This is a genomic window from Hoyosella altamirensis, assembly GCF_014191505.1.
GTDB lineage: Bacteria > Actinomycetota > Actinomycetes > Mycobacteriales > Mycobacteriaceae > Hoyosella > Hoyosella altamirensis.
On sequence record NZ_JACHWS010000002.1, the window covers coordinates 241118 to 253546 of the forward strand.

Below are 12429 nucleotides of genomic sequence, written 5' to 3' on the forward strand. Positions count from 1 at the left end.
CGGCATTCCTGACGTTGCGCCCAACAAGGCCGGAAATCGCCGCTCAGCTCTGCGCGAGTTCACGCAGTCTTGGCGCCAAGTCACGTTCGAACAGTTCGAGGAAGCGTTTTTGATCGTGCCCCGGTGCGTGGAAAACAAGGTGATTCAGCCCTGCGTCGACGTACTGGGCGATCTGTTTGACTGCGTCGTCCGGGTCTGCGGAGACGATCCAGCGTTTGGCGACCTGCTCAAGCGGAAGTTCGTCCGCTAGTCGCTCCATCTCTGCTGAACTGGAAACGGAGTGCTTCTGCTCCGGCGTCAGACTGAGTGGTGCCCAGAACCTCGTGTTTTCAAGCGCCTTATCGTACTCGGTGTCATACGACAGCTTGATCTCGATCATCTTGTCGATGTCGTCTGGATTCCGGTCTGCTGCCTTGGCGCCCTCAGCTACAGCGGGGATCAGCTTGTCGGTGTAGAGCTCCATACCCTTGCCTGAGGTGCAGATGAAACCATTGCCCGCGCGGCCTGCATACTTTGCGACCACAGGTCCGCCCGCCGCGACGTACACGGGAATCGGGCTTTCCGGCCGGTCATAAATCGTGGCGTCAACCGTGTGGTAGTAATCGCCGTCGAACGTCACATTGTCTTCCGTCCACAGCTGTCGCATCAGCCTGATCGACTCGCGCAGCCGTGCGAAACGCTCCTTGAACTCCGGCCAGGGGTGCTCGTCGGTGACGTTGAAACCAGTGGCGATTTCGTTCAGCGCCTCACCGGTCCCCACACCCAGCATGATGCGTCCCGGGTATAGCACCCCCATCGTGGCGAATGCTTGCGCGATAACGGCTGGGTTGTAGCGGAACGTGGGTGTCATGACGGAGGTTCCGATGAGCACTCGCTCGGTTCGCTCACCAACCGCCGTCATCCAGGCCAGGGAAAACGGCGCGTGACCGCCCGTGTGCCGCCACGGCTGAAAGTGATCGCTGACGGTGACGGAATCCATACCGCACCGCTCGGCATACACAGCGAATTCAACGAGGTCTCTGGGCGCGAACTGTTCGGCGGAAGCCTTATAACCGAGCTTGAGCACGTCGCTGAACTCCTTCACGTGGGCCTTTACATGGGCACGTCACAACGACTTCGACGCTACTACAGGTCCGCCGCGCCCCCGCTGGACAACTACTTCAGTGCCTGCTCGAGATCGTCGAGCAAGTCATCAGTGTGCTCGAGGCCCACTGAAATCCGCACCACCCCGTCCGTGACACCAATCGCCGCGCGGCCCTCCGGTCCCATAGCACGGTGCGTCGTCGTCGCGGGGTGCGTGATGAGCGTCTTGGAGTCTCCGAGATTGTTAGAGATATCGACGATTTTCAGCTTGTCCAGCACCTCGAAAGCACGGGCTTTACCGTCCGGTGCGTCTAGCTCGAACGTCACCACCGTTCCGCCGCCCAGCATCTGGCTTTTGGCCAGCTCGTACTGCGGATGGGATTCGAGATACGGGTAGCGGACCCAGCGAGTCGCGTGATGATCGTCGAGGAATCGCGCGATTTTCAGCGCTGATTCGGTTTGCTGCTGGACACGAATACCCAGCGTCTCGAGGCCTTTCAGCATTACCCACGCGTTGAAAGGACTCAGCGCGGGTCCTGTGTGCCGCATCAGCGTTTGGACAGGACCGTCGATGTAGTCCTTCGGCCCCAGGACTGCCCCGCCGAGCACCCGGCCCTGGCCGTCGATGTGCTTCGTGCCGGAGTAGACGACGATGTCGGCACCAAGATCGAAGCCACGCTGCAGCAGCGGCGTCGCGAAAACATTGTCGAGCACGACCTTCGCCCCGGCAGCGTGCGCCATCTCGGTGACACGACGGACGTCCACCAGGGTCTGCATCGGATTGGCGGGCGTCTCGAAGAACACTGCGTCCGCAGGCTTCGACAGGGCGCGCTCCCACTGTTCGAGGTCTTCGCCGTCGACGAACTCCGTCTCGATACCCCAGCGCGGCAGGATCTCGTTGCATACCACGAAGCACGAGCCGAACAGGCTGCGCCCGGCGACCAATCGATCGCCCGATTTCAGCAGCGCGCCGAGTGAGACGAAAACCGCCGCCATGCCGCTTGCGGTGCCGAAGCACGCCTCTGCGCCATCGAGCTGGCGAAGCCGTTCTTGAAACATCGCGACCGTCGGATTGCCGTACCGCGAGTAGACGTAGCGATCGCCATTGATGAACGCCTGCTCAGCCGCACCAGCAGACTCGTAGACGTAACCAGACGTCAAGTACATCGCCTCGGCCGTCTCCTCGAACCCGGAGCGCGTTAGGCCACCTCGAACGGCGATCGTTTCAGGCCGGACAGTATCCGGCAGTTCGCGGGGAGACGGCAGACTCATGACTGCCTCCACGGAAAGCCAAGCGCTCGCCAGCCCACCCTGCCGCGGTGGCTTTCCTCATCGAGGCCACCCTCGAATCCGTCGAGCATGTTGTACGCCGGCCCAAGCCCAGCGGACGTCGCGAGCTGAGCCGCACCGATTGACCGCTGACCGGAACGGCACAGGAAGATCACCGGCTGGTCAGGGCCCACACCGGCGTCGGAAAGCTCGTTCAGGAAGTCGGCGTTACGTGCACCTGACGGGAACTTCACCCACTCCACGAGGACCGTACGTTTTCCCAAAGATGAGACATCGGGCACACCGACGTAGCTCCATTCAGCCTGGGTCCGGACATCGACCAGAACCGCCTGGGGATTGTCGCGCAGAATTTCCCACGCCTGTTCAGGGCTCAAATCACCTGCGTAGCTCACGTCTATAGCGTTTCATACATTTGGCACATGATGCACAGGAGGTCGGGCATTAGTTTCCGGCTTCCACTCCCCGCATGTGCGTTCACACCAACCAGCGGCCCCACGACACGAAGTTCTACTCTAGACTGATCAGTCGACTGTCCGCTTCGGAATGAGGTAAAGCGCTTCTGATGACTGACCAGAATCGGCCCTTGCGTGTTGGGATCGTCGGATCCGGCCCAGCCGGGATCTACGCCGCAGATGCCTTGATGAAATCAGACGTCGCGTCCGACCGCGGGGTCAGTATCGATATCTTCGAGCGGATGCCGGCGCCTTTCGGCCTCATCCGGTACGGAGTGGCCCCCGACCACCCGCGGATCAAAGGCATCATCACCGCGCTGCACAAGGTCCTCGATAAGCCGCAGGTGCGCCTGTTCGGCAACGTCGATTACGGCTCGGATATGGACCTTGGCACGCTGCACTCGTTCTACGACGCAGTGATCTTCGCCACGGGCGCAAACGCGGATCGCGCACTCAGCATCCCGGGCATTGAACTCGACGGCTCCTATGGTGCCGCCGACTTCGTGTCCTGGTACGACGGGCATCCCGATGTCGCGCGCGAATGGCCGCTCAACGCCGACAAGGTTGCGGTGCTTGGCGTCGGCAACGTCGCGCTCGACGTGGCACGCGTGCTCGCTAAGACTGCGGACGAACTCCTCGAGACCGAGATCCCGCACAATGTGTACGAAGGCCTGAAAGAGAATAAGGCCACAGAGGTGCACGTGTTCGGCCGCCGCGGGCCCGCGCAGGCGAAGTTCACCCCGCTTGAGCTCAAGGAGCTCGCGCATTCGCCGAACGTCGAAGTCATCGTCGATCCCGAAGACATCGACTACGACGAGGCGTCGGAGATAGCGCGGCGCTCGTCCAAGATCGTTGACCAGGTCGCGAACATCATTCAGGACTACGCGATCCGCGATCCACGGGACCTGCCGAACAAGATCTTCCTGCACTTCTTCGAGAATCCCACCGAGATACTCGGTGAGGACGGCAAGGTTGTCGGTCTGCGCACCGAGCGGACCGAACTCGATGGCACCGGCAACGTTCGTGGCACCGGGACGTTCAAGGACTGGGACGTCCAGGCCGTGTACCGGGCTGTCGGCTACCTGTCGGAGAACATTGCGAAACTGCCGTTCGACGAGCAGGCCGGGACCGTGCCCAACGAAGCCGGCCGTGTTATCGGCGACAACGGCGAGCATCTCGGCGGGATTTATGTCACTGGCTGGATCAAGCGCGGTCCGATCGGGCTCATCGGGCACACCAAGGGTGACGCCAACGAGACCATTGCGTGCCTGATCGAGGACATTCCGAACCTGCCCGCACCTGAGCACCCCGGGGAAGACGAAATCGTCGCGTTCCTGGACAAGCAGCGCGTCCCGTACACCACGTGGGACGGCTGGTACCGCCTCGACGCCCACGAACGCTCACTCGGTGAGCCGCACGGCCGTGAGCGCATCAAAGTCGTCGAGCGCGACGAGATGCTGCGCGCGAGTGGCGCTGACGACTGACGTCCGCGCAGGGCACCACACACCGTCTTTGCGGGCCAGGACCCCACTGCACCTTCTTTGCCATGATGAACGTGAGACACATCATGTGTTGGTGGTGGGGATTGGAGCATGAATCGTGATTGACGTCGAGATCGGGAGAAGCCCGGCGGGGATGCGGACGTTCCCACTTGCTTTTAAGGTTGAGTTTGTCCGGCTGTGGGACGAAGCTATGGAGCACGGATCCCGGGCTCGGCTGCTGCGGCAGTACAACCTGACACGGAAGACAGTGAGTCCGTGGCTGGTGGCGAGGGATAGAGGTGACTTCGACGCCCGGGTCACGCCAGGAAAGCCGAGAAGAGCGAGAAGCACGATGAACGACAGTGAACGCGCGGAACTCGCTAGGTTGCGCAGTGAAAACGCGGCGCTGAAGAAGAAGGTCGCGCAGTCCGGGGCAGCCCAGGAAATCCTGGGAAAAGCATTCGAGCTTTTGTCGGGGATCAACGACAGCTCGACAGATCCGAAGGATATGGTCCCACCGGCGATGATGAAAGCGAAAGCCTACCGGCAGTGGCTCGCGCGACACGATCTCTCCTGATCAAGACAGTTGAGGAGTTGACCGCGATCGGTATGGCCGTCACCACGGCGTGCCGGATTCTCGGACTGGCGAGATCGACTTTTTACCGGATCACACGCAGCTATGCGCACTACAGGCCGGTGCCAAACCCGGTTCCGCACACCGGCCGCTACCAGCCCGCGGCTCTCACCTCAGCCGAAAGAGGTGACATTGTTTCCGTGCTGAGCAGGGACGATTACGAGGAACTGTCTGTGGTGCAGGCGTACTGGCGGGCGTTTGATGAACGACTCGTGGCCTGTTCTCAGCGCACGTTCTACCGGATAGCGCAAGCGGAAGCGATGGTCGGTGACCGCCGTCCGGTCCGGCCAGGCACAGGGACGGCGCCGTCGCGGCGCAAACCCATCGCCGCAGCCTGCAAACCTGGCGATCTATGGTCCTGGGATGTCACCGAACTGCGCGGTCCGCGCAGTCAGGACCGTTACAAGCTGTACCTGGTCATTGATGTGTTCTCCCGTTACCCAGTCGCCTGGCGTATCGAGCACAATGAGGACCGGCAATTCGCGGTGGACATGTTCACCGACGCGATCAGGCAATGGGGTGCGCCGAAGGTCGTGCATGCCGATAATGGCGGCGTAATGCGGTCACGGCTGCTCATCAACGCGCTCGACGATCGCGGTGTTCTCACGTCATACTCCCGCGCCCGGGTCAGTGACGACAATCCGTTCAGCGAGTCGCTGTTCAAAACGATCAAGTACGACCCGTGCTGGCCCGGCGTGTTCGACACCATTGATCATGCGCGTAACTGGACCCGGGACTATCTGCACCGCTACGCCACCCAACACCGCCACAGTGGCCTCGGATGGCACACCCCAGCCGCTGTACACAACGGCACAGCAATCGAAGTCCAGCGTCAACGGCAAGAGAACCTCGACCAGTACTGGACCAAGAACCCGCGACGCTTCCGCCGTCGGCCAACAGCACCAGAACTACCCAAACCAACAGGAATCAACACACACCAGCTGTCTCAGACAGACTGACAAATACCGTGCAGGCGGTGTGTGGCCGGTAATCAGGGTGTATGGCTGAGGGTGTTCGGCGAGGTGTTCTACAGCACCCACGCGCCCAGCGCCCATGTCACGGCGGCCGCTAACGCGCCGAGCAACTGGATGAGCGTCGAAACCAGGACGGCCTTGGTGGCCTGCACCGTGGCGTTCCAGGCTGCTTCGGGCCGGCGGACGCGGGCACTTTCGGCGAGAAACGTCCCGCCAATGAATCCAATGAACAGCCCGATGACCGGGATTACGAAGAACCCGATGACGGCCGCTATCAGCCCGATGACGATGGAACGCATCGGAACCCCGGCTTCCCGCAGCGATCTGCCAGGCCAGGTGTATTGCAGGATCCCGGTGGCGACCAGGAAGCCAGTCGCGATGAGAAACACGATCCAGCCAGTCGACGTTCCTTCGAAGATCGCCCACACGAGGATAGCGCCGAAGACGATGACAACACCGGGAAGGACGGGCAGGATGATGCCCGCGATTCCGACTAGGATCACGACGGCGATGATGATCTCGCCCACCAGGTTCATGGCATCACCGTAGCGGGCGCGATCATCCTCCGAAGTTCTGGTCGATGGTCTCTTCTTTGACGCCGTCTGTCCAGCACCCGGCGAGAGCAAACACGCCTACTCCCGCAATCCCGCTGAGAACCATTGCCTTTTCGATGCGTGCCAGCCGCTGCGCTTTCGTTTCCATATTTCCCAGATTATGGCGCTGAGCTGCGAAAATAATCGGCCCACGGGAGGAACTGCGCGTCATACCTGGGGCGGACCACGACTGTAGCGAGTAGGGGTATCCCCTGACTAGTCGACGATGGTTTTGACGCACGCCGCAGCGTCGCGGGCACGCTGCCGAGCCACATCGATGTTCTCGGCGCTCGCTACAGCGACACCCATCCGCCGGAACTCGTAACTCTCCGGCTTCCCGAAAAGCCGCACGTCCACTCCGGGCACGGCAAGGGCTTTCGGGACCCCCTCGAACCGCACGTGCTTCGCGTCCACTCCGCCGTAAATCACGGCCGACGCACCCGGGGAGCGCAGCGTCGTGTCGACGGGCAGCCCCAGGATCGCGCGAGCGTGCAGTTCGAATTCTGAGAGGCGCTGCGTGGCCATGGTGACCAGGCCCGTGTCATGCGGTCGCGGGCTGACTTCCGAGAAGTAAACGTCGTCCCCTGCGACGAAAAGTTCGACGCCGAAGATGCCCCGTCCTCCCAAGGCGCCCGTCACCTTCTGTGCGATGTCGCGGGCCGCGCTGAGCGCTCGCTCCGACATGGGGTGCGGCTGCCAGGATTCGACGTAGTCGCCGCGTTCCTGCTTGTGTCCGATCGGTTCGCAGAAGTACGTTTCGACCTCACCGTCTGCGAGGGCACGGACAGTCAGCTGAGTGATCTCGTAATCGAAATCGACGAAACCCTCGATGATGACGCGACTCCGATTGACCCGGCCACCGGCGAGCGCGTACTCCCAGGCGACCTTCAGCGTCTCAGCGTCGTGCGCAACTGATTGACCTTTGCCCGACGACGACATCACAGGTTTGATGACGCAGGGATACCCGATCCGGTCCGCAGCCTCTTCGAGTTCTTCGACAGAATCGGCGAATGCGTAGGGCGAGGTCCGCAGCCCAAGTTCCTCCGCGGCGAGACGGCGGATCCCTTCACGGTTCATTGTCAGCTGGGTTGCGCGCGCAGTGGGAATGACCTCCGTGCCGCCGCGCTTCTCCACCTCAGCGAGCGCGTCGGTGGCTATCGCCTCGATCTCGGGGACGATGAAGGCCGGACGCTCCCGCTCGATAAGTGCGAGCAGCGCTTCACGGTCCGTCATGTCAATCACATGCCCATGGTGCGCGACGTGGTGCCCGGGAGCGTTTTCGTAGCGGTCGACGGCAATGACCTCGACGCCGAGCCGCTGGAAGGCGATGATCACTTCCTTACCCAGCTCACCAGCACCGAGCAACATCACCCGTGTTGCGCGCTGGCTCAGCGGCGTTCCGATGATCAACGTGCGTTCCTCCTTGGTGCGGGTCCCGTGACGAGACGAGACTATCTGGTGAGACGATGTCCCGGATGGATACTCAGCTTGCGCTCGAAACGCGGGTCGCCCTGACGGCGGCCGGATTGATCTTCATCTGGGCCCTTGTCCTTGGCGTGTGGAAGTACGTGCAGATCACGAAATCGCCGACTCATCAGGCTCACATCTACGTTGATATCGCGCACCGGGCCGCCCTGCTCTATGCGTTCGCAGCACTACTCCTTGCCCCGTTTGCCGAGCTAAGCGGCTGGCCAACGGCGGTAAATGTGGCCAGCGTGCTCGCCGTTGTCATCTTCTTCGTCGCCGCGATCGGTTCGTACGTCTTTCACGGCTGGAAGCGGGATACGGACAACCAGTTCGCACATCCCGTGGGGCTGCTTCACCCCTTTATGATCGCGCTGATCGCAGCTGAGATCGGCGGATTCGTCATCCTTTTCGCCGGCTTTATCAACACGCAGTTCTAAATTGCCCCTCAATGCGATGAGCTGGACATCACACTAAACGAAATCACAGGTATGAAAGGGTAAACCTGCCTGAGGAGCGGAATCGCGCAAGGGATCCACAACACACGTCCAACCGATTCCACCGCACGCCCTTTACCCTTAACGCCATGTCAAACGGTACGGGCACCCACCTGTTGAATGTGGCACGCGGCGGCCTGATGGGCACTGCCGAGGTGATCCCCGGTGTCAGCGGTGGCACCGTCGCACTGATCACCGGGATTTATGACCGGCTCATCACCTCCGCCGGACATGCAGTCAGCGGCATCCGCATTGCGGCAACCGATCTGCCCCGCGGCCAGGGCACCGAGCGTTCCCTCGTGGAATTCCGGCGCGTGCACTGGCAGCTCGTCATCGGCGTGCTCATCGGTATGGCCGTCATGCTGGTGGTCGCCGCGAAGATCGTCGCGCCGCTCGTTGAGGAGTACCCGCAACGGTCGTTCGCATTGTTCTTCGGTTTGGTGCTCGCATCGCTGTGGGTACCGTTCACCGGATCCGGCCGTCCGTGGACAGCACTGAACTACCTGGTAGCCCTCGCTGCCGCCGCTGCCGCGTTCTTCCTCACGGGCTTGCCCCCCACGGAGATTTCCGACCCTAACCCGCTTCTGATCATCGGGGCCGCTGCTGTTGCTATCTGCGCGCTGGTCCTGCCCGGTGTATCGGGTTCCTTCATGCTTCTGGCATTCGGCATGTACACCGTGACGATCAACGCAGTGAACGACCGCGACTTCGGCTATTTGGCACTATTCGCCTTGGGGGCGGTCCTCGGCCTGTCCCTGTTCGTCAAGCTTCTGCAGTGGCTGCTCGAGCACTACCATCACCTGACACTCGTGGTCATGACGGGCCTGCTCCTCGGCTCGCTGCGCGCACTGTGGCCGTGGCAGCCGTGGGAGGAAGAGCGCCGCGAACTCCTCGCACCCAGCGGCGACCTGGCGGTCACGTTCGGGCTAATAGGCGTGGGGATGGCCGTCGTAATCGGGATTCTGGTCGTGGCGCACCGCCACGCGGCGCGCGAGCATGAGCCGGGAGCTATCGTTCAGTAGAGGCTTCCCACATGCGCAAATAGGCCTCCGCGCCGCGCGACATGTCGGCCACGAATTGCGGTCCGTCGGAGCCAGCATCAAGCCTGAGCGCCTCGAGCCAGTCCGGCACGAGGCCTTCATGGACCAGCCCGTCCTCATTGAAGTCCCAGGTTCGCTCGCCCCAGATCTGGCGGTCAATCAGAGCGTTACCGTCAAATGAGCGAAACGGATAGTTGATCTCAGCACCCTGACCCGCGCGCGGCAAACCCGAATTCAGGCCGTTCGCGTCAAGCCCATAGCCGAACGCGAACGTGTCCGGGTCCGGAGCGGCCGCCCGCGCAGCCCGCCAGTAGTCGAGAAATTGGTTCGATTCCCGGGAGATCCCGGTGACGAGGCCGCCGAGCTGCAGCAGGCGGGGACTCAGTGCGGCGTCCATCCAGTTGTGCGACGAAATAACACCGGCATAGCTTTCAGCTTCCAGGATCGACAGCGCATGATCTGCGGCTTTGACACTCATGTGGTCGAGCTCAACGATCATGCCGCGCTCCATCATGGCGTAGATCGTGTGGACACCCAGGCCGGTGAGCCCACGACGATTACAGTGCGGCGCCTCGGTCAGTCCGTCAAAGCCCAATGCCGTGTTGTCCTGGTACGAACCTTGACACGTCTCCGCGTTCCAGAACTCCCCCGTCGTCAGCGCATTGCCTGCATTGACCGCGACGCCGGTGAGACCTTCATCGAATCGGACCCCGCAGAGCGCGTTGTCGAACTTATGGCAGAGGAACATCGAGCGGACGCCCAGGTCGTACAGTTCGGCCAACCCCTGGTCGATCGCTTCTTCAGTGCATTGCGGCGCAGAGTTCAGCATCGAACATCCGAAGGGTTCACTGATCTCCACTCCGAGAACGACAGCCATCTTGCCCTGCGCGATCACCTCGCGCGCTTCCGCTGGACTGCCGACGATGCGATACCAGCCTTGCCCCTCGCCATACTCCACATCGAGAAAAGCTTCGAAGGCCCGTGACTCCGCGACCTGTGCGCGGACGCTGGCCATCTCGTCGCAGGTACTCTGCCGGAGCGGATAGACCTCACACAGCGCCCGGTTGGACACCATGTGGTCGACGAAGACGCGCACACCAGAGCGCCACAGGCGTTCCACTCCTTTGTAGTAACTCTGGCTGTGTGTGGGCCACTCGTGCCCCGGCCAATCGTCGAATGTCGGCCAGCCGCGCGGCGGTGCCGGCTCGTCCCCCTCCATCAGGGCCTCGAACCAGGCGGTTAATGCCAGCGGGTGCGTGTCACAGTCAGCGAGCGCGGCGGCGACCCCCTCTTGGTCGAACGTTTTCCCGCAGAAAGGGCCTTCCCCGAAACCCTTGTATGACCAGAGATGGTCATGCGCTTGCAGCAGGCCTGTCACGGGCGCGTCGACGCGGTTGTCCGGGAAGGCGAACCCCTCCACATTGACCCCTGGAGGCGGCTGTGCCGCTCCAGAAGCAGACACGCCCACGAGGAGCGCACAGATGCTGACAAGCGCCGTAGCAGCCCGTCTCAGCACTTCAGCTGATCCGCGAGGTCGAGGAAATCCTTGGCGTTGATATCGAACTCCGCCTCGAACGCGGTGTCCGCTGTGACCGTCGGTCCGTACTCTTCGGGCCGGGCGATGAACGCAGTCTGGAAGCCGAGTGCTCCCGCTGCCCTGATGTCATATTTGTGCGACGCGACCATCATGATCTCCTTGGGCGGGAGGCCAAGGTACCGCGCCGCGGTCAGGTAGATCTGGGGATTCGGCTTGAAAGTCCCAAACATTTCCGCCGCGAAGATCGCTGTCCACGGAATGCTGCCGTTCCGGGATATACGCACCACGGCGGAGACATCCGCGTTCGACAGCGTTGCCGTGACGAACCTCGTGTTCAGCCGCTGAACGCCTTCCACCACGTCGGGCCAGGGTTCGAGTTGCTGCCAGGCGTCCGCGAGGGTCTCGCACTCATCGTCGCTGAACACCGTGATGCCGTCCGCCATCAGCAGTTCGTCGAGCGCAGTGCGATAAACAGCGTGGACACTGACCCAGTCATCATGCGACTGCTGAATGTCGTCGACAGCCTCGAAGTACATCGCGCGCCACCGGTTGACGAAGTCACCCCAGTCCTTGCCGGGGCACCTATTGGCGCTTACTGCCTGCAGTGCGCGGAGCACAGGACGGTAGAAATCGGTAGCGGTGCCCTGGACGTCGAACAGAAGCGCTTTCACCGCTCTAGCCTTACGACCCACGATCTATCTGCGCAAGTCGACAAGACATGGCCTCCTGGCCTGGTTCTGTTGACTTCCGCGGATGGATTCCGGTGAGGTGACAGGCGACTTGCGTGGTCAGCGCGTTACACCAGGTCATGTCAACAATCGGTTATTAAATGGATTCGACTGAGAGAGTTCAAGGGAGTTGTGAGCCAATTCTGTGGATTATTGAAGAATCGTTATCTAGACGTTGTGCAAGTGCCCGCCGACAGTTAAAACTGAACAAAGCACGCACGGTTTTGTTGTCGGTTACTACAAACGGCGGCGTGTCACAGAAGGATCAGGAGCGGAAGCGCGCAACAATGACATTGGCGCAACTGTGAATGACAGTGAACCTCCGAGGTCAGGTGAAGCGTATGCATGTCGGCGTCTACACATCACCAGGCTCCCTTGCCTGCCACAGAACCAAGAAGGCTCTGGACAGGTACGGGGTGCACTACGAGCTCTTTGACGTCACTCGTGACGTTCATGCAGCCCGCATGGTGCAGTCGCTCGGCTACGACGAGCTGCCTGTCGTGTATGTCCGTGACACGCTCGCCGAACCCGAACACTGGAGTGGCTACCAGCCCGGAAGTATCGATGAACTCGCCCGCTTCGCCGCCGATACGGCAATCTTCGCCCCCGCCGACGAAGCGGTCCACGGTATCCCGGTAGCCCAGTAGAAAGTCAGC

14 protein-coding genes are annotated in these 12429 nt (G+C 61.7%); 6 read left to right on the forward strand and 8 right to left on the reverse strand.

The genetic code is table 11. The features are described 5' to 3' along the window. Positions 1-43: 43 nt before the first annotated feature. The 3 genes from fgd to FHU29_RS09925 form a co-directional block, all read right to left on the reverse strand. Positions 44-1066, reverse strand: a complete 1023-nt coding sequence (gene fgd, locus FHU29_RS09915) for a glucose-6-phosphate dehydrogenase (coenzyme-F420) (RefSeq protein ID WP_064441026.1) — start codon at positions 1064-1066, stop codon at positions 44-46. Between the two features lie 89 nt (positions 1067-1155). Continuing rightward, positions 1156-2355 (reverse strand): O-succinylhomoserine sulfhydrylase, encoded by a 1200-nt coding sequence (locus FHU29_RS09920; RefSeq protein ID WP_064441027.1) that lies wholly within the window; start codon positions 2353-2355, stop codon positions 1156-1158. Further along, positions 2352-2765, reverse strand: coding sequence for a rhodanese-like domain-containing protein (locus FHU29_RS09925; protein WP_064441028.1), 414 nt, complete (start codon positions 2763-2765; stop codon positions 2352-2354). Before FHU29_RS09925 ends, FHU29_RS09920 begins: the two co-directional genes overlap by 4 nt. Before the next feature lie 170 nt (positions 2766-2935). Here FHU29_RS09925 and FHU29_RS09930 point away from each other — a divergent pair, with 170 nt between their 5' ends. The 3 genes from FHU29_RS09930 to FHU29_RS09940 all read left to right on the forward strand — a co-directional run bounded on the left by FHU29_RS09930 (position 2936) and on the right by FHU29_RS09940 (position 5899). Next, positions 2936-4309 carry an FAD-dependent oxidoreductase gene (locus FHU29_RS09930; RefSeq protein ID WP_064441029.1) on the forward strand — a complete coding sequence of 458 codons (1374 nt, stop codon included), beginning with the start codon at positions 2936-2938 and terminating at the stop codon, positions 4307-4309. 115 nt (positions 4310-4424) lie between these two features. After that, entirely contained in the window at positions 4425-4883 is a 459-nt protein-coding gene (locus FHU29_RS09935) for a hypothetical protein (protein ID WP_232322997.1), read from the forward strand. Then, complete coding sequence (locus tag FHU29_RS09940; protein ID WP_232322998.1) at positions 4856-5899, forward strand: IS3 family transposase; 1044 nt, start codon at positions 4856-4858, stop codon at positions 5897-5899. Before FHU29_RS09935 ends, FHU29_RS09940 begins: the two co-directional genes overlap by 28 nt. A gap of 68 nt (positions 5900-5967) precedes the next feature. On the opposite strand, the gene FHU29_RS09945 is transcribed toward FHU29_RS09940, so the two are convergent. The 3 genes from FHU29_RS09945 to purT all read right to left on the reverse strand — a co-directional run bounded on the left by FHU29_RS09945 (position 5968) and on the right by purT (position 7917). After that, positions 5968-6450, reverse strand: coding sequence for a DUF456 domain-containing protein (locus FHU29_RS09945; RefSeq protein ID WP_064441030.1), 483 nt, complete (start codon positions 6448-6450; stop codon positions 5968-5970). Positions 6451-6472: 22 nt separating this feature from the next. Then, positions 6473-6616: a hypothetical protein gene (locus FHU29_RS09950; RefSeq protein ID WP_157095207.1), complete on the reverse strand. Its 144-nt coding sequence runs from the start codon at positions 6614-6616 to the stop codon at positions 6473-6475. Positions 6617-6723: 107 nt separating this feature from the next. Next, entirely contained in the window at positions 6724-7917 is a 1194-nt protein-coding gene (gene purT / locus FHU29_RS09955; protein ID WP_064441031.1) for a formate-dependent phosphoribosylglycinamide formyltransferase, read from the reverse strand. A gap of 65 nt (positions 7918-7982) precedes the next feature. On the opposite strand from purT, the gene FHU29_RS09960 reads away from it, so the two are divergent. Together FHU29_RS09960 and FHU29_RS09965 are read left to right on the forward strand one after the other, a co-directional pair. Further along, positions 7983-8411 (forward strand): hypothetical protein, encoded by a 429-nt coding sequence (locus FHU29_RS09960; protein ID WP_013805326.1) that lies wholly within the window; start codon positions 7983-7985, stop codon positions 8409-8411. Positions 8412-8557: 146 nt separating this feature from the next. After that, positions 8558-9490 carry a DUF368 domain-containing protein gene (locus FHU29_RS09965; RefSeq protein ID WP_232322999.1) on the forward strand — a complete coding sequence of 311 codons (933 nt, stop codon included), beginning with the start codon at positions 8558-8560 and terminating at the stop codon, positions 9488-9490. Here the strand turns inward: FHU29_RS09965 and FHU29_RS09970 are convergent. Together FHU29_RS09970 and FHU29_RS09975 are read right to left on the reverse strand one after the other, a co-directional pair. Further along, a complete protein-coding gene (locus FHU29_RS09970; protein WP_232323000.1) occupies positions 9477-11024 on the reverse strand; it encodes a dipeptidase in 1548 nt (515 codons plus the stop codon). The two genes, FHU29_RS09965 and FHU29_RS09970, sit on opposite strands and share 14 nt — an antisense overlap. After that, the gene (locus FHU29_RS09975; RefSeq protein ID WP_083962398.1) at positions 11018-11716 is read right to left on the reverse strand and encodes a haloacid dehalogenase type II; all 699 of its coding nucleotides are present in this window, start codon (positions 11714-11716) and stop codon (positions 11018-11020) included. The genes FHU29_RS09970 and FHU29_RS09975 overlap by 7 nt, the downstream gene beginning before the upstream one ends. A 398-nt stretch (positions 11717-12114) precedes the next feature. Here FHU29_RS09975 and FHU29_RS09980 point away from each other — a divergent pair, with 398 nt between their 5' ends. Then, entirely contained in the window at positions 12115-12420 is a 306-nt protein-coding gene (locus FHU29_RS09980; protein WP_064441099.1) for a glutaredoxin family protein, read from the forward strand. The last annotated feature ends 9 nt before the right edge of the window (positions 12421-12429 follow it).

Coding starts and splice junctions, on each gene's coding strand:
- FHU29_RS09960 (WP_013805326.1), top strand. CDS start 7,983: ATGGATACTCAGCTTGCGCTCGAAACGCGGGTCGCCCTGACGGCGGCC.
- FHU29_RS09920 (WP_064441027.1), bottom strand. CDS start 2,355: ATGAGTCTGCCGTCTCCCCGCGAACTGCCGGATACTGTCCGGCCTGAA.
- FHU29_RS09950 (WP_157095207.1), bottom strand. CDS start 6,616: ATGGAAACGAAAGCGCAGCGGCTGGCACGCATCGAAAAGGCAATGGTT.
- FHU29_RS09965 (WP_232322999.1), top strand. CDS start 8,558: ATGTCAAACGGTACGGGCACCCACCTGTTGAATGTGGCACGCGGCGGC.
- FHU29_RS09980 (WP_064441099.1), top strand. CDS start 12,115: ATGCATGTCGGCGTCTACACATCACCAGGCTCCCTTGCCTGCCACAGA.
- FHU29_RS09930 (WP_064441029.1), top strand. CDS start 2,936: ATGACTGACCAGAATCGGCCCTTGCGTGTTGGGATCGTCGGATCCGGC.
- FHU29_RS09945 (WP_064441030.1), bottom strand. CDS start 6,450: ATGAACCTGGTGGGCGAGATCATCATCGCCGTCGTGATCCTAGTCGGA.